Origin of the sequence: Kaistia defluvii (assembly GCF_026343955.1) — a bacterium.
GTDB classification, from domain to species: domain Bacteria; phylum Pseudomonadota; class Alphaproteobacteria; order Rhizobiales; family Kaistiaceae; genus Kaistia; species Kaistia defluvii.
Genome location: NZ_JAPKNI010000004.1, coordinates 406,523 through 422,489, shown reverse-complemented (window position 1 = coordinate 422,489; position 15,967 = coordinate 406,523). Strand labels below are relative to the sequence as shown.

The 15,967-nt window shown below is 63.3% G+C and carries 14 protein-coding genes; 12 read left to right on the top strand and 2 right to left on the bottom strand.

Annotation, left to right across the window (positions count from 1 at the left end):
- Positions 1–156: 156 nt before the first annotated feature.
- Entirely contained in the window at positions 157–1,173 is a 1,017-nt protein-coding gene (locus OSH10_RS12905) for a nucleotidyl transferase AbiEii/AbiGii toxin family protein (RefSeq protein WP_266332162.1), read from the bottom strand.
- Complete coding sequence (locus OSH10_RS12900; protein ID WP_266332161.1) at positions 1,166–1,759, bottom strand: DUF6088 family protein; 594 nt, start codon at positions 1,757–1,759, stop codon at positions 1,166–1,168. Before OSH10_RS12900 ends, OSH10_RS12905 begins: the two co-directional genes overlap by 8 nt.
- A 220-nt stretch (positions 1,760–1,979) precedes the next feature.
- Here OSH10_RS12900 and OSH10_RS12895 point away from each other — a divergent pair, with 220 nt between their 5' ends.
- The 12 genes from OSH10_RS12895 (at position 1,980) to OSH10_RS12840 (ending at position 15,806) form a co-directional block, all read left to right on the top strand.
- Positions 1,980–2,942: an ArdC family protein gene (locus OSH10_RS12895; protein WP_266332379.1), complete on the top strand. Its 963-nt coding sequence runs from the start codon at positions 1,980–1,982 to the stop codon at positions 2,940–2,942.
- Positions 2,939–3,334 (top strand): DUF2958 domain-containing protein, encoded by a 396-nt coding sequence (locus tag OSH10_RS12890; protein ID WP_266332160.1) that lies wholly within the window; start codon positions 2,939–2,941, stop codon positions 3,332–3,334. The genes OSH10_RS12895 and OSH10_RS12890 overlap by 4 nt, the downstream gene beginning before the upstream one ends.
- 124 nt (positions 3,335–3,458) lie before the next feature.
- Positions 3,459–5,597 (top strand): ParB/RepB/Spo0J family partition protein, encoded by a 2,139-nt coding sequence (locus OSH10_RS12885; protein ID WP_266332159.1) that lies wholly within the window; start codon positions 3,459–3,461, stop codon positions 5,595–5,597.
- A gap of 97 nt (positions 5,598–5,694) precedes the next feature.
- A complete protein-coding gene (locus tag OSH10_RS12880; RefSeq protein WP_266332158.1) occupies positions 5,695–6,000 on the top strand; it encodes a hypothetical protein in 306 nt (101 codons plus the stop codon).
- Positions 6,001–6,422: 422 nt separating this feature from the next.
- On the top strand, positions 6,423–6,587 hold the full coding sequence (locus OSH10_RS12875; RefSeq protein WP_009450567.1) for a hypothetical protein: 165 nt from the start codon (positions 6,423–6,425) through the stop codon (positions 6,585–6,587).
- 196 nt (positions 6,588–6,783) lie between these two features.
- Positions 6,784–7,332, top strand: a complete 549-nt coding sequence (locus OSH10_RS12870; RefSeq protein ID WP_266332156.1) for a hypothetical protein — start codon at positions 6,784–6,786, stop codon at positions 7,330–7,332.
- A 65-nt stretch (positions 7,333–7,397) separates the two neighbouring features.
- On the top strand, positions 7,398–7,814 hold the full coding sequence (locus OSH10_RS12865; RefSeq protein ID WP_266332155.1) for a hypothetical protein: 417 nt from the start codon (positions 7,398–7,400) through the stop codon (positions 7,812–7,814).
- Positions 7,807–8,451 carry an antitoxin of toxin-antitoxin stability system gene (locus OSH10_RS12860; protein ID WP_266332154.1) on the top strand — a complete coding sequence of 215 codons (645 nt, stop codon included), beginning with the start codon at positions 7,807–7,809 and terminating at the stop codon, positions 8,449–8,451. The genes OSH10_RS12865 and OSH10_RS12860 overlap by 8 nt, the downstream gene beginning before the upstream one ends.
- Positions 8,452–8,609: 158 nt before the next feature.
- Complete coding sequence (locus OSH10_RS12855; RefSeq protein ID WP_266332153.1) at positions 8,610–12,944, top strand: strawberry notch-like NTP hydrolase domain-containing protein; 4,335 nt, start codon at positions 8,610–8,612, stop codon at positions 12,942–12,944.
- Positions 12,944–13,981 (top strand): DUF7146 domain-containing protein, encoded by a 1,038-nt coding sequence (locus OSH10_RS12850; RefSeq protein ID WP_266332152.1) that lies wholly within the window; start codon positions 12,944–12,946, stop codon positions 13,979–13,981. The genes OSH10_RS12855 and OSH10_RS12850 overlap by 1 nt, the downstream gene beginning before the upstream one ends.
- A gap of 307 nt (positions 13,982–14,288) precedes the next feature.
- On the top strand, positions 14,289–15,215 hold the full coding sequence (locus tag OSH10_RS12845; protein WP_266332151.1) for a DUF2493 domain-containing protein: 927 nt from the start codon (positions 14,289–14,291) through the stop codon (positions 15,213–15,215).
- Between the two features lie 150 nt (positions 15,216–15,365).
- The gene (locus OSH10_RS12840; RefSeq protein WP_266332149.1) at positions 15,366–15,806 is read left to right on the top strand and encodes a hypothetical protein; all 441 of its coding nucleotides are present in this window, start codon (positions 15,366–15,368) and stop codon (positions 15,804–15,806) included.
- Positions 15,807–15,967 lie beyond the last annotated feature (161 nt).

Below are 15,967 nucleotides of genomic sequence, written 5' to 3'. Positions count from 1 at the left end.
TATTCTTGGCGTTCATGGCCTCGGAAATCGCCTTGCGGGCGCTCTCGATCCCCTTGTTCCAGTCCAGTTCAGATGGCTCGGCATCGCCGTCCCGCAGAAACTGGAATTTTCGCTCTTCTTCGACTTCGCTCATATACCCCCGGTCCTCTCAGTTTCTTACTTGGCTGCTTTGTTCGCGCGCGCGGCTATATCAGCGCACTGCGCCATGAGCGCTTCGAACGGCTCCTCGTCGTCGAAGAGCAGTCCATCCTCAACCATGCGGGCATAGTCATCCTCCAACGCCTTCGCGCCATCGCCGACCGGCACGAGTTGCAAGCCGCCGCTGACAGCCGTTGCATAGTCGATCGGCGTGCGGTCGGCGGCCTTCTCTGCGAAGAACATCGACTTGTGCCGGGCGACAGCGTTGGCCAGGTCGCGATCGGCAAAAGCGGCTTCCGCGAAGCCGGCTTCGTCCAGTCGGACAACATCGTGCCAATGTCGCGCGAAGCGGTCGCCGCGCAGCCGCTCCTGGATGCAGAAGACCTGGATGGCGGTCGCCTTCTCCCAGAACGTCCGCTCCGCGTGCATGACGCGCGGCCGCGCAGTCGGGAAGAGCAGCCCCTCGATCAGGCCGGCCGCGTCGCAGACGACGTCGCGCAAGCTCGCGGGTTCGCCCGTCGAGCGCGCGCCGAACTCCAGCATGACGCTTGGAGCCACATAGCCGGACCCGGCTGCGGTCGCCTCATAGTCGATGAAGAGCTTCTCATCCTCGACGCGGACGGCCGCCGCCAGCCCTTCAGCGGCCAGGGCCTTCGCGATTACCGGCTGCACCGTCTCTGCGACCCAGGCCGGCAAACGCCGGCGGACCTCGCTGGACCAGCGCTTTTCCTCGCTGCGGGTTTTCGGCAAGCCCTCGCCATTGTCCCCGACCAGATCGGGCGCGATCGCCCGAATGTCGTAGGTCAGATCCACATCCTCCGAAAACCGGCGAATGACCTGATAGGCTTTCGACAGCGACGTGCCGCCCTTGAACACCAGATGCTCGCCGAGCGGTGCCGCGTAGAGGGTCGCCAGCGCCCACACCACCCACACATCCTTTTCGAGAAGATGGGTGGGGCGACCCGAACGGTCGGCAGCGACGCCCAGTGCATCACGCCGATCCCCGGCCGAAAGCTGAAGAAAGACGTCAGCCATAGGCCGCCTTTCCGACGCTCTGTGCGAGCCATGTCGGAAACTGCGGCGCGGCGGCGACCAGTTCGCCGAACACGCCGGGCGGCATCTTCCGTTTCAATGTCGTGAGCGCGGCCTCCGCCCTTTCGGGGCCGAGCCAAGCCAGCGCCCGCACGGCCTCCCCTGCGGGGCGTTTGGCCAAGGCCAGTTGCCAGCGCGGCGCGTGCCGCAATTCGACGACCTGCTTGCCGAGGTGCATCTTTCGGCTGCGTCCGGAGGTCAGATAGACCGAGCGGACGGGCACCTGCGTCGTCAAGCCAAGCGCGTTCGCCGCGGCGGCGCCGTTCGAGACGATGATCTCCCCCTTTTGGGTAGCGAGGGCCTCGACAGCCTGCTCGACCGACGGTGCGCGCGTGCCAAACCGACTGGTGATGGGGCGCAGATAGACGCCACGACCGGCGCGGATGAGCTGCCCGCGCTCAGACAGACGCGACAATGCCTGATCCACGGCCGCCCGGTTTCCAAGGTGGAGCAGGCCCTTGGCGGATACGGGGACGCCTTCGGGCAGTCCCGTCGCATGGGCCAGAATTTGTTCGGTCAGCCGTGTCATCGTCTTTCTCCTGTCGGAAATATACGCAAGTTTCTGACAGTTTTCAAGGAAGTCCGGATAGGGGGAAGCCTTCCCCTGCGGCCGAGCCTTGGTCTCTGCCTAGCCCTTCTGCGGGGAGACCCCGCAACGCCCCCTTCAGAGTGAGAGTGCGGACGGGTTTTCCGTGACGGGTTTAGGGCTGGGAGAGAGGCTTCCGGTGTCCGTCGCGGAGATCACCCCGATGGCCAGACACGATCGCAGCCCCGCTGACGGTGGCGCTCGCAGCAGCCTTTACGACGACATCACTAGCAAGATCATCGCCGAGTTGGAGCAAGGGCGTCTGCCCTGGGTCCAGCCTTGGAGTGCATCGCCCGATACCGCCCCGCTGGGCCTGCCGAGAAATGCTTCAACCGGCCGGTCCTATTCCGGCATCAATATTCTCATTCTCTGGGGAGCGGTCATCCAGCACGGATTCCCCGGTCAGGCGTGGCTGACTTTCCGCCAGGCGCTTTCGCTTGGCGGAAATGTCAGGAAGGGTGAGCGTGGCACCACCGTCGTTTATGCCGACCGTTTCACCCCCGAGGACGAAAAGCGCCGCGCCCGCGAAACGGGTGAGGATGCGCATGCCATTCCGTTCCTGAAGCGGTTCACGGTCTTTAACGCCGCGCAATGCGATGGCCTACCCGATGAGATCACGGCAGTCGCGCCGCCACCGCCGCCGGGCCTGATCGAACCTCGGGTCGAGGCGCTGATCCGGGCCACCGGCATTGACTTCCGTATCGGTGGCAATCGCGCCTTCTATATGCCGTCGATCGACTATGTGCAGGTGCCGCCTCCGCAAGCCTATTTCGAGCCGATCAACTGGCACAGAACGGCCCTGCACGAGCTGGGGCACGCCAGCGGCCATCATAGCCGTCTCAACCGCGATCTGACCGGCTCGTTCGGCTCGAAGAAATACGCCTTCGAGGAAATGATTGCCGAACAGACCGCGGCCTTCAGTTGCGCCGCGCTCGGGATCGTGCCGACCGTTCGCCATGCCGATTACATCGGGTCGTGGCTGGAGGTCATGCGCGAGGATTCCCGCGCCATTGTCCGCGCGGCCTCGCAGGCCAGCAAGGCGGCTGACTGGCTGCTGTCGCATCTGCCGGCCGAGGACACCGTGGAGCCGGATGCCAGCGTAACCGATCGGAGGGCTGCGGCATGATCCTCCTGACCGGCACACAGCGTAACCGCCTGCTGGCCAATGGTCGCCAGCGCGATCAGGATCACATCCCCGTCGTGAAGTTCTTCAACCCTCTCGGTGAAGGCGTCTGGCTCGCCACCGAACTGGATGAGGATGGCGACATCATGTTTGGCCTGGCCGATCTCGGCTATCCCGACCTGGGGTCGTGGAGCCTTGGCGAGATGCAGTCAGTCCGGCTGCCCTTCGGCATGGGGATCGAGCGCGATCTGCTGTTCACCGGCGATTTCCCGATCTCTGTTTGGGCGGAAGCCGCCCGTGAGACCGGCAGCATCCGCACCGCTGAACGTCTGCTCTACCGAGTCGGCGCAGGCTTTTCCCGTACATCCGCCGATACAGAAAACCGGAGTGCCTGATTTCCGGGTTTCAGGTTTTGCGGCTGGCGTCGCTCTCTTCAGAGGAAGAGGGTGGCGCTTCGCTTCGTGACGGGCTGATAGCCGGAGAGAGAGGCTCACCGGCGTCCGTCATGGAGTAACTGACATGGCCACTGCCGTTCAGAAGATCACCCTGTCGTCCTCGCGCGACATTCCCTTCAACAAGCTGGTGCTCAGCCAGTCCAACGTCCGGCGCGTCAAGGCCGGGATCTCGGTCGAGGAACTGGCCGAGTCCATCGCCCGTCGCGGCCTGATCCAGTCCCTGCATGTCCGCCCGGTCGTGGATGCCGAGGGTAAGGAAACCGGCATGTTCGAGGTGCCCGCCGGTGGTCGCCGCTTCCGCGCGCTGGAACTGCTGGTCAAGCAGAAGCGCCTCGCCAAAATCGCGCCGGTTCCGTGCGTCGTGTCGGAGGCCAGCGCCGATGTGCTGATCGACGAGGTTTCGCTCGCCGAGAACATCGAGCGCGCACCGCTGCATCCGCTCGACCAGTTCCGCGCTTTCCAGGCCATGCGCGAAAAGGGCATGACCGAGGAAGCCATCGCCGCCGCCTTCTTTGTGGATGCCAAGGTGGTGAAGCAGCGCCTGCGTCTGGTTTCGGTCGCACCGGCCTTGCTCGACGTCTATGCCGAGGACGGCATGACGCTGGAACAGCTCATGGCCTTCAGCGTCAGTTCTGACCATACCCGTCAGGAGCAGGTCTGGGAAGCGATCAAGGATGGCTGGCAGAAGGAACCTTACCACATCCGGCGCTTGCTGACCGAAACCACGGTCCGCGCCGCCGACAAACGAGCGGTGTTCGTTGGTATCGATGCCTATGAAGAGGCTGGAGGCTGCGTGCTGCGTGATCTCTTTCAGCAGGACGATGGTGGATGGCTGCAAGATCCGGTGCTGCTCGACCGGCTGGTGGGCGAAAAGCTGAAGGCCGAGGCCGAAGCCATCGCCGCCGAGGGCTGGAAGTGGATCGAGGTCGCCATCACCTTTCCTTACGGTCGCGATCATGGCCTTCGCCAGATTGTCGGCACCACGGTCGATCTGAGCGAAGAGGAACGCGCAACCCGCGAGGCACTGCGTGACGAATATGACCGGCTTGAAGCCGAATATGGCGAGGCTGATGAGCTGCCTGACGAGATCGACGCCCGCCTGGGTGAGATCGAACAGGCGCTGGAAGCCTTCGAGCGCCGTCCGATGACCTTCGAGCCTGACCAGATCGGCATGGCAGGTGTCTTCATCAGCATCGACGCCGACGGCGCATTGCTGATCGAACGCGGCTATGTTCGCGCCGAGGATGAAACGCCTGCGGAACCGGAGGCTGAGATCGTTGACCCGGAAACCGGCGAGGTGATCCAGCGGGCAGAACCGGAGGCAAGCCGCATGCGTGCGGTTATCACGCTGGGCGTCCAGCCGGTCGAAACGGAGGAGGAAGACGAGGCCGACACCATCAAGCCGCTGCCCGATCGTCTGGTCAGCGAATTGACCGCGCATCGCACGCTGGCGCTGCGGGATGCGGTGGCGGTGAACCCGCATGTCGCCATGACGGCATTGCTGCACCGGCTGGTCATGGATTGCTTCATGCCGCATTCCGGCAAGGGTTGCTTGGAAGCACAGGTCCGGGAGGTTCATCTGCCCGCACAAGCAGAGGATCTGCGCGACAGCGCCTCGGCCAAATCCATTGCAGACCGGCACGAACTCTGGGGCGATCATGTCCCGGCAGATGATGCCGCCCTCTGGGATTGGCTGAGCGATCTGGATGATAGTTCGCGCATGGAGTTGCTCGCCCATTGCGTCAGCTTCGGTGTCAACGCGCTCTACGAGAAGCCGAACCCTTACAGCGGCACGGGCGTCAGTCAGCACGGGCTGGACATCCGCTTGTCACAAGCTGACCGGCTGGCCCGTTCGACCGGCCTCGACATGGTGGCCGTGGGCTGGCAGCCGACAGTTGGCAATTATCTCGGCCGCGTGACCAAGCCGCGTATCCTTGAGGCCGTGCGCGAAGGAGCCGGTGATCGGGCCGCCGATCTGATCGGGCACCTCAAGAAAGGCGACATGGCCAAGGAGGCCGAACGCCTGCTGGCGGAGACCGGCTGGCTGCCCGAGCCCCTGCGCATGGTGGACGACGGTATCGAAGTCGATCCGGCATCGGGCGCTGCGGCGGAAGCCGACGATCTGCCCGATTTCCTTTCCGGCGATGGCGAGGACGACCCGGCTGACGACGAGGAAGATCAGCATATGGTCGCCGCAGAATAGCGCTCATGCGGGGCGGCTTCGGTCGCCTCGTTCCAACCGCCCCGTTTCCGTAACTCGCCCGGTCCTCGTGATCGGGCTTTTTCTTTGGAGAGCCTCCATGCCGATCAGCATCGACATCGATCAGATTTTTCTGGAAGACCGCGAACATCCCCCGTCGGATCGAACCTTACCGTGGACCGAAATCCGCGATGGCATCACTGTTGTCGTCGAGCCAAAGCCCCATTGGGCCGAAGACATGCGGGTGTTCCGGCTCGATGCCCGTGAGTATTGCCGCTACGCCGAGTGGACAGCTCATGGTGCTCGTGCCCGTTTCTTCGGTCATATCGATACCTCAGGCGACGACCTTATAATGAAGGCGCGCGCGATGATCGCCCGAGAAATCGCCGATGGGCTTTGGCGCTGAAGACCCGATCGCAGGGTGCCTGGCCGTGAGGATGGGAGCTCTGCACCGGACGGGTCCAATCCGGCTTCACCATGCAATCCGCCATCCCCATCAGGACAAGCGGCAGCCATCTCTGGCCTGAAGGGAACATGATCCTGATGCCAGCAAGGTGGCAAGGCTGGCGCGGCAGAGCATCTGCGACGGGTATCCGGCATCCTGTCAGAGACACAGCACCATCCCCCGCTTCCATTCGCAAACCTTGGTCTGATCCGTCTCTTGGACACTCAACCCCGGAGGGGTCGGCTTGACGCTTTGCGTGCCGCCCTCGGGGATTCGGAAAAAGTCCGAACGCCCTCGGGTGATTGCAGATCCGGTCAGACACTTCGGGCGCTTGGTCAGCGCGGGGGATGGTCCCCCGCCTCCAAAGACAGGAGCCGGAACCCATGTCCTATGCAGATGCCACCGCCTTCGCCGCCAGCCTCGCCGCCACGCTGATGGTTTCGATCGTTGTGTTTCAGGCCGGAGACGGCACCCACGCCGCTTGCCCCGCCGCCGAGTTCGACGGCGACGACGACATGGTGAAGCTGGAGCTGGACCCGTGGGAGTAAGGCGCGAAAGCGCCTCACCGCCGACGGCCCGAGCGCGGCAGCCCGCGCTTCGGGCCTTCAGCCTTACGATGATCCCCATCGCCGGCAGCGGAACCCGGGTGCCCCCGGTCAGAGAGGAAGAGTGCGGGCCATTCGGCCGTGACGGGTTGAGGGTCGGAGAGAGAGGCTCACCGGCGCCCGTCATGGAGTCATCCCGATGACCTTTGCCCGTTCTGACACATTCCGTTCCATCGGTCAGATTCTGGCTGTCGATGTTCTGCCCGCGCTTTATCGAGCGCAAAAGCTGCCGCTGCGCATCTCTTGCCTCGGCGTGGCCAGGTATGACGCCACAGACGCGGCGAACAGCATTGACCGCGTGATCCCGCTTGGGGAATGCCCGTCACCGGAAGAGGCCATCCAGGCCGCAGCCTTGCGCGTCGCGCGCGGTGATATTTGCACGGGGCCGGACAGCTTCCCGTATTTTCAGCCGCGCATCATGCTCATTCAGGACCGAGATCAGCGCCTGGTCCTCGCCGGTGAAATCCGCGCCGGCATTATCCTCTGGCAACAGCCCGTCGCATGCGATGCCGAGGCACGGAGGATCGTGACCGAGGCCAGCCGCCTGCGCGGTATTGCATTCCGGGCCTTGGACCCCGGTGATGCGAGACGGCTGCGTTACCGTGCCGCTGCACTGGAAGCCCGGCTAGTCGATCCCTTCTGGCGCGATGCCGCGGCTGATCTGCTCCGCCTGCCGCAGGCCGCCTGAGCTTCACCCTTTCCATTCCATTCGGCTCGGCCATACGCCGGGCCATGTCATGTCCGGAGACCGTCATGGCCGACTATTACACGCACTTTTCCTGCCTCCTCGACGTAGGCACCCCCGAAAACGCTGCCCGCGCGCTCAATCTCTACAACGCTCTGGCGGATGACAATGCCGCCGAAGATCCGCCCTCGGATGGCTTCCTGCTCTCCATCCAGCCAGAGCATGGCGGTACGCAACTCTGGATGCGCGATGATGTCACGGGTGACCCTGAGCATGTCATCCAATTCGTCAAACGCTGCGCTGCCGAATTTGGCCTGAGTGGATTGTGGGGTTTCCAGTACGCAAATAGCTGCTCGAAACCGCGCATCGACGCGTTTGGCGGCGGGGCGCATGTTCTCGATCTCGCCACCGGCGAAACGGTGGACTGGATCTATACCGACGGCTGGCTTTCCTCGGTTCTCGAAGGGAGAGATCCCTATGCCTGAGATCATCGAAACCACTGTCTATCGCTTGGGCGAATTGTCCGATGCTGCGAAGGACAAGGCCCGTGCCTGGTATCGTGAGGGAGGCTTCGACTATGACTGGTACGACGCCGTCTATGAGGATTTCCAGCGCATCGCCGAAATCCTCGGGCTGAACCTCAAGACCCGCACCGTCCGGTTGATGGGCGGCGGCACACGGCAAGACCCCTGCATCTGGTTCCGGGGCTTTTCTTCGCAGGGGGACGGTGCCTGCTTTGAATCCAAGTATTCCTTCCGCAAACATGCGCACCACCTGATCCGGGAATATGCCCCGCAGGACACCGAACTGCATCGCATCGCTGACACCCTTCAGGCGATCCAGCGCCGCAACTTTTATCAGCTTCGCGCGGATGCCAGCCATCGTGGCCATTATTATCACGAATACTGCATGTCGATCTCGGTGGAGCGCGACAGCCCGACCTGGCAGGACATGACCGCCGATGCCGAGGAGACGATCATCGAGGCACTGCGCGATCTCGCGCGTTGGCTCTACCGCCAGCTTGAACGCGAATATGAGCATCTGTCCTCGGACGAAGTGGTCGATGAAACCATCGCCGCCAATGAATACACCTTCACCGAAGCTGGTCGCCGCTTCGGATGATCCCGGGAAGACACTGACTAGCGCCCCGCCGTCCGGTCGGGGCGCTTTTTTCATGCTGCGCTATGAGAGTGAGAGGTGGGCCGGAAAGGGTCAGGTCCGGGTGGTCGAGAGAGAGCGCTGTCCGGACTTGTCCTTCCCGCTCTCCTGAGGTTCCCGACATGAACATGGTTTTCCCCGTGACCGATCCGGCCACGCCGCTGGCGGCTGCGCCCGCGATCCTGGCTGCGGCCAATCTTCTGCTCCCCCATCTCGAACGCGGTCAGCGCGTCGATGCCACCACATTGCGCGGTGCGATGGAAACCGCATTCGACGCATCCGACGCTACTGGCGTCTGGGACTGGAAGCTGGCCTATGAGGCGTGCGAAGTCGCCACAGTTCTCTTCCTGCGCAAATACGGAAAGGCGCTTTTCCGTAAAGCTGCGTCTCCGGCTGCACGGATTTCCGTGCTGGCAAAGATCGCCGGACTATTGCCCACGCAGACCCGGCGTTCCGAGGAAAGCCAGAGCTTCCAGCAATTTTCGACGCCGATCCCGCTCGGCCTTGCCGCTCTGACGGCTGCCGCAATCACGCCTGATGACAGGGTGCTGGAACCATCGGCAGGCACCGGCCTTCTGGCAATCCTGGCGCAGACCATCGGCGGTTCGCTGATCCTCAATGAACTTGCCGATACCCGCGCAGATATTCTGTCCTCGCTCTTTGCGGCCTTTGCCGTCACCCGGTTCGACGCCGCCCAGATCGACGATCATCTCGCCCCGGATGCGGTCCCGTCGGTGGTGCTGATGAACCCGCCATTCTCGGTCATGGCCAATGTTAGCGGTCGTGCCTCCGATGCGGCATACCGTCATGTCGCCTCGGCGCTTGCCCGTCTTGCTCCGGGCGGCCGGTTGGTGACGATCACCGGCGCTGGCTTTGGCCCCGAGGCTCCGGCATGGCGGGACGCCTTCATCCGCTTGCAGGCGCGTGGCCGCGTGGTGTTTACCGCCGCCGTCGATGGTGTGGTCTATTCAAAGCACGGCACCACGATCGACACGCGGCTGACCGTGATCGACAGACTGCCCGCCGACGATCCGGCGAGTTTTCCGGCCTCACCGGGCATCGCCCCCGATGTAGCCACGCTGATCGGATGGATCGAGGCGCATGTCCCGCAGCGTTTGCCGGTATCATTCCCGAAGATCGTGGTGCCCGCTTCGACCACTGCGCCGAAAACCGTGCGGGGCTATCTGGCCCGCGCGACGGCTGTGCGGCCTGCCGCAGCTCCCGCCAACGATCCCGAGGGCGTCGAACTCGCCTATGAAACCGTGGACTGGACGCCACCGGAAGGCGCTCGCCTGTCCGACGCCATCTATGAGGAATATGCGCTGCAATCGCTACGCATTGCTGGTGCGCAGCCGCATCCGACCAGGCTGGTGCAATCCGCCGCCATGGCCTCGGTCGCACCGCCGAAGCCTTCCTATCGGCCCATGCTGCCCGCTGACATCTGCGCGCGTCTGTCGGACGCCCAGCTTGAAACGGTGATCTATGCTGGTGAAGCCCATGCCGATCATCTCGCCGGCGAATGGACCGTGGACGAGCATTTCGACAATGTGAGCGCCGCGCCCGAGGATGCTGCCGGATCGATCCGTTTCCGCCGGGGTTTCATGCTCGGTGACGGAACCGGCGCTGGCAAGGGCCGCCAGTCCGCCGCCATCATTCTCGACAACTGGCTGCGCGGTCGGCGCAAGGCGATCTGGATCTCCAAATCCGACAAGCTGATCGAGGACGCGCAGCGCGACTGGTCGGCGCTTGGCATGGAACAGTTGCTTGTCACGCCTCTGTCACGCTTTCCGCAGGGCAAGCCGATCACGCTGTCGGAGGGCATCCTTTTTACCACCTATGCCACGCTACGCTCCGACGACCGGGGCGAGAAGGTTTCGCGCGTCAAGCAGATCGTCAAATGGTTGGGGTCCGATTTCGATGGAGCCATTATATTCGACGAGAGCCATTCCATGCAGAATGCCGGTGGCGGAAAAGGTGAACGCGGCGATGTTGCCGCCTCGCAGCAGGGACGGGCGGGCCTGCGGCTCCAGCACGCGCTGCCCGATGCCCGCGTGGTCTATGTCTCTGCAACCGGCGCCACCACAGTTCACAACCTCGCCTATGCGCAGCGCCTCGGCCTCTGGGGCGGTGAGGATTTTCCATTCCAGACCCGTGCCGAATTCGTCGAGGCGATCGAAGCCGGCGGCGTTGCAGCCATGGAAGTGCTGGCCCGCGACCTGCGTTCCCTTGGCCTCTACACCGCCCGCTCGCTGTCCTATGATGGCGTCGAATATGAACTGATCGAGCATCAGCTCACGGATGAACAGCGGCACATCTACGACTCATATGCTGCCGCCTTCGCCGTCATTCATGGGAATCTGGACGCGGCCATGGAAGCCGCCAATATCACCGGCAGCCCAGACTCTGGGGGAGCGACGCTGAACCGGCAGGCCAAATCCGCCGCCCGTTCGGCCTTTGAAAGCACCAAGCAGCGCTTCTTCGGCCATCTGCTGACCTCCATGAAGACCCCGACCCTGATCCGCTCCATCGAGGCCGATCTGGACGCGGGCCATGCCGCCGTCATCCAGATCGTCTCGACCGGCGAAGCCCTGATGGAACGCCGGCTTTCCGAGATCCCGACAGAGGAATGGAACGATATTTCCGTCGATGTTACGCCGAGGGAGTATGTCGGCTCGTATTTGCAGCATTCCTTCCCGGTGCAACTCTATGAGCCGTACAGCGATGGCGAGGGCAACCTCTCGTCACGTCCCGTCTTCCGCGAGGGTCAGCCGGTGGAATGCCGCGAGGCCGTAGCGCGGCGCAACGAGATGCTGGAGCAACTCGGTTCGCTTCCACCTGTGCCGGGGGCGCTCGACCAGATCGTCCAGCGTTTTGGCACGGATATGGTGGCGGAGGTCACGGGCCGCTCGCGCCGGATCGTGCGCAAGGGTGACGGGGCATCGGCACGTCTTGCGGTCGAGAAGCGTGCGCCTTCTGCCAACTTTGCCGAGACTTCGGCCTTCATGGATGACCAGAAGCGCATTCTGGTCTTCTCGGATGCCGGTGGCACGGGGCGCAGCTATCACGCCGAACTTTCGGCAAAAAACCAGCGGCTGCGCGTGCATTACCTGCTGGAACCGGGCTGGAAGGCCGATGCCGCCATTCAGGGGCTGGGCCGCACCAATCGAACGAACCAGGCGCAGCCGCCGCTGTTCCGGCCGATTGCCACCGATGTGAAAGCGGAGAAGCGCTTCCTCTCGACCATCGCCCGCCGCCTCGACACGCTGGGCGCGATCACACGCGGCCAGCGCCAGACCGGCGGTCAGGGCCTGTTCCGTCCCGAGGACAATCTGGAATCCGCCTATGCCCGCGATGCGTTGCGCCAGCTCTATCTGCTGATCGTGCGCGGCAAGGTCGATGGCTGCTCGCTGGAGCGGTTTGAATCCGCCACCGGCCTGAAATTGATGGACAGCAATGGTGTGAAGGACGACCTCCCGCCGATCACCACCTTCCTCAACCGCCTGCTGGCGCTGACCATCGAATTGCAGGGCATCCTGTTCTCGGCCTTTGAGCAGCTTCTGCAGGCGCGTATCGACGGGGCCATTGCATCTGGCACCTATGACATGGGGCTGGAGACGCTGAAGGCCGAAAGCTTCATCGCCACCGACCGGCAGGTCATCCACACCCATCCGGGCACAGGCGCGGAAACCCGGCTCCTGACCCTCACCGAGCGCAAGCGAAATCAGCCGGTCACGCTCGATGCAGCCCTGGCGGAACTAGATGATCCGCGTGCCAAACTGCTCATCAACGAGCGATCCGGTCGTGCCGCCATGCAGATCCCGACCACCAGCGTCATGCTGGATGATGGCGAGATCGAACGGCGCGTCCGACTGATCCGGCCGATGGAGGCGATGAACATTCCGGTGCGGGCGATGAATGAGACCCACTGGATCGAGGCCGACCGTGCCGCCTTCAGCTCAGGCTGGAAGGCGGAACTGGCCGAGGTGCCGGAGTTCACCGATAATATCCTGCATATGGTGACGGGGCTCTTGCTGCCGATCTGGAAACGCCTGCCGCAGGAATCCTCCCGCGTCTATCGGCTCCAGACCGACGAGGGCGAACGCATCATCGGTCGTCGGGTATCGCCGGCCTGGGCCACCAATGCCTCGACCAGCGGCGTTACCAGCAACCTGTCACCGGATACCGCCTATGCCGCGCTGATCGAAGGTCGCACGATTCTCGATCTTGCCGAAGGGCTGCAAATGCGCCGCGTCCGCGTCATGGGCGCCAACCGGATCGAACTGACCGGCTTCACCGATGCAATGCGTGACCGGTTGCGGGCCTATGGCCTCTTCAGCGAGATCATCTCGTGGAAACTGCGCTTCTTCGTGCCAGTCGATGCAACGGGACCGGCAATCATCGGCAAACTGCTTGACCGCTTCCCGGCCCTGCGCATTGGTGAGCGGGAGGCCGCATAATGGCGCGTCTCAACGCTTCCGAACTCGCGCAGCGTCTCGGCCGACAGGCCGAGGCGGTGTGCAGGCACTATCTGTCGAATGGTCGCAAGCAGGGCAATTACTGGCAGGTCGGCGATGTCCGAAACACGGCTGGCCGCTCCATGTTCGTCCGGTTGCACGACAGCGTGAAAGGCATTGCCGGCAAATGGCAGGACTCGGCCACGGGTGAATATGGCGATCTGCTGGACGTGATCCGGGACTCGCTCGGCCTGATCGACTTCGCAGATGTTGCCGAAGAGGCCCGGCGCTTCCTCAGCCTGCCGCATCCTGAACCGCAGCCACCATCCCGTCAGTCCAGAACGCCAGCACCATCGGGATCATCCGAGGCAGCACGCCGCCTCTGGCGCATGACGCAGCCGCTGATCGGCAGTACCGCAGAAGCGTATTTACGCGGACGCGGCATTACGGATTTACGCCAAACCGCAAATCTGCGCTTCCATCCCAACTGCTACTGGCGGCCCGAGGACGATGGCACGACCGAAACATGGCCCGCCATGATCGCCGCCGTCACCGACCTCGATGGCAGGATCACCGGTGCGCACCGCACATGGCTGGCCCCTGACGGTTCCGGCAAGGCACCTGTCGATCCGCCGAGGAAGGCAATGGGCGACCTGCTCGGACATGCGGTTCGTTTCGGGTGCGTGAGGGATGTCATGGCAGCGGGGGAAGGTATCGAAACCATCCTGTCGCTGCGTCAGGCTCTGCCCACCATGCCGATGGTTTCCGCACTCTCGGCCGGGCATCTCGCTGCCATCCTGTTCCCGCCGCACCTGCGCAGGCTCTATATCGTCCGCGACAACGATCCGGCAGGTGACAGCGCTCGCGATAGCCTGGTGGACCGGGCGGTTGATGCCGGGATCGAGGCCATCACGCTCTCACCCATGATGGGGGACTTCAACGAAGATCTCACAACTCACGGGCTGGATGCCGTTCGGGCAGAGATCCGGGTGCAAATCGCTCCCGAGGACGTCAGCCGCTTCATGGCTTCAAGTGCATAGCCGGTACGGGGCCATGATCGGGCCATTCCGATCCTGTCATGCGCATAGGCTGCATCCTGTCATCAGTAGAGGACCGCGCCTTGGCCTTCTGAGAGGGCGATCGGCCCACAAACGCTCCGGTCAGGCAATGGCGGCGCCCGACTGATTTCCGTCGGCGGGCAAGCCCGCCTTTACAGCGCGAAACAAATCAGCCGGGCTTTGCCATCAAGGCCCTCGCCAGAGGCTCGCGCTGCCAGACCTGAGCGCCCGTGGGCTTTCGTCGCCATGAAGGCCGCGACGGTCGCGGTCCAACTGACGGAAGCATCCCATGTACGCGCACGACGATTTCGAACCCGATCACAGCACGTCCCCGACCGGCCATGCCATCGAAGAACTCGAGCTCTACGGCTACCGTCCCTCGGAAGACGAAGCCGATCCCCGGATCACACCCGAAGATCACGTCATCCAGGGCGCAGTCTCCGACATCTTCGACGCCCTGATTTCCACCATGGCCGACACCAGCCTCGATTTCGACCTCGACGAGATCCTCTGGTCCACCGTCAACACCTTCCACCGCGCTGTCGAGCGGATCGAGACCAAACTCGACGATAACGAGCAGGCACAGAAGCGCCTTCAGCGTGAACAGGATGGCAGCGAGGTCAAATCCGTCCAGCTCGAAACCCTGATCGGCGCGGGCCAAAGCCTGATCGAGCGCCGTGACAGCATGGAAACCTTCCGCGATGCCGCCGCCGGCATCTATCTGCGCACCACCGGAACGCCCTGGTCGCAACGCTCCGGTTCACGGGTCAACCATCGCCAGATGACCTCGGCCGTGATCGACAGCCGCGACTTCATCGCCGCCAAACGCCGGGCCGACAACGAGGTGCTGTTGCCCGCCGGACCGAAGATCGCCTTTTCAGGCGGTGACACCACCGATCACCGGACGATCTGGGCCAAGCTGGATCAAGTCCACGCCAAGCACCCGGACATGGTGCTGATGCACGGCGGATCGCCCAAGGGCGCGGAACGCATCGCGGCCACCTGGGCCAACAATCGCAAAGTCGCGCAGGTCGCCTTCAAACCCGATTGGGCGAAACACGCCAAGGCGGCGCCGTTCAAGCGCAATGATCAGATGCTTAGCATCATGCCGATCGGGGTCATCATCTTCCCCGGCACGGGCATTCAGGACAACCTGGCCGACAAGGCCCGCAAGATGGGCATCCCGGTCTATCGCTTCGGGACCGGCAGCGCGTGAGCGCTGCCTTTCCCATCGCTACGAGCCGGATGGTCGAAACCACCGATCATTCCGGCTCGCGCAGGCAGGCATGTTCATGCTATATTCCGCTTTGCGCCATGGTGGTGGTGGAAGGCGCAACCGTTCAATCCCTTGCACGGAGACACCACCATGATAATTCTCGGAATTCTTGTTTCCATTGCAGCCATCGGTACCATGTGCTGGCTGCTGTTCAATCTCGCCGTCTTCGCCCTGCCGTTCTTTATCGGCCTGAACGCAGGCATATGGGCCTATGGCACGGGCGCTGGCTGGCTTGGCGGCATCCTCATCGGTCTTATCGCCGCGGGTCTGACACTGGCGGTCGGTCAGGGTCTGCTCATGCTGGTTCGCCCGATCTGGGCACGGCTGCTGATCGCTTTGGCGTTCGTCGCCCCTTCGGGCATGGCCGGGTTTTACGCTACGCTGGGGATCGTCAAACACATGATGCCGTCCGAGACCTGGCAGATCATCTTCTCGGTGGTCGGTGCGGTCGCGGTAGGCGCGACAGCTTTCCTGCGCGTTGCGAGCATGGCGGCAAACAGCCCTGCGGGCTCCAGCCTTGCTCGTGCTTGAAATGCTGGGCGTAGTCGTGGAGAGTGACGTCACGAGACGTGGTGTAGCTGGGTAGCGCGGTGGTCAAACAGACGAATGAAATCGATCCTCAAAATATCATACTGCAAAAGTGTGCCACATGTCCCGGCGGCGGAAGCATCAAGACTGCAACGCTGGTGAAT

Excerpts from the sequence above, each read along its gene's own strand:
- OSH10_RS12905 (WP_266332162.1), bottom strand. The coding sequence starts at position 1,173 with ATGGCTGACGTCTTTCTTCAGCTTTCGGCCGGGGATCGGCGTGATGCA.
- OSH10_RS12900 (WP_266332161.1), bottom strand. The coding sequence starts at position 1,759 with ATGACACGGCTGACCGAACAAATTCTGGCCCATGCGACGGGACTGCCC.
- OSH10_RS12895 (WP_266332379.1), top strand. The coding sequence starts at position 1,980 with ATGGCCAGACACGATCGCAGCCCCGCTGACGGTGGCGCTCGCAGCAGC.
- OSH10_RS12890 (WP_266332160.1), top strand. The coding sequence starts at position 2,939 with ATGATCCTCCTGACCGGCACACAGCGTAACCGCCTGCTGGCCAATGGT.
- OSH10_RS12885 (WP_266332159.1), top strand. The coding sequence starts at position 3,459 with ATGGCCACTGCCGTTCAGAAGATCACCCTGTCGTCCTCGCGCGACATT.
- OSH10_RS12880 (WP_266332158.1), top strand. The coding sequence starts at position 5,695 with ATGCCGATCAGCATCGACATCGATCAGATTTTTCTGGAAGACCGCGAA.
- OSH10_RS12875 (WP_009450567.1), top strand. The coding sequence starts at position 6,423 with ATGTCCTATGCAGATGCCACCGCCTTCGCCGCCAGCCTCGCCGCCACG.
- OSH10_RS12870 (WP_266332156.1), top strand. The coding sequence starts at position 6,784 with ATGACCTTTGCCCGTTCTGACACATTCCGTTCCATCGGTCAGATTCTG.
- OSH10_RS12865 (WP_266332155.1), top strand. The coding sequence starts at position 7,398 with ATGGCCGACTATTACACGCACTTTTCCTGCCTCCTCGACGTAGGCACC.
- OSH10_RS12860 (WP_266332154.1), top strand. The coding sequence starts at position 7,807 with ATGCCTGAGATCATCGAAACCACTGTCTATCGCTTGGGCGAATTGTCC.
- OSH10_RS12855 (WP_266332153.1), top strand. The coding sequence starts at position 8,610 with ATGAACATGGTTTTCCCCGTGACCGATCCGGCCACGCCGCTGGCGGCT.
- OSH10_RS12850 (WP_266332152.1), top strand. The coding sequence starts at position 12,944 with ATGGCGCGTCTCAACGCTTCCGAACTCGCGCAGCGTCTCGGCCGACAG.
- OSH10_RS12845 (WP_266332151.1), top strand. The coding sequence starts at position 14,289 with ATGTACGCGCACGACGATTTCGAACCCGATCACAGCACGTCCCCGACC.
- OSH10_RS12840 (WP_266332149.1), top strand. The coding sequence starts at position 15,366 with ATGATAATTCTCGGAATTCTTGTTTCCATTGCAGCCATCGGTACCATG.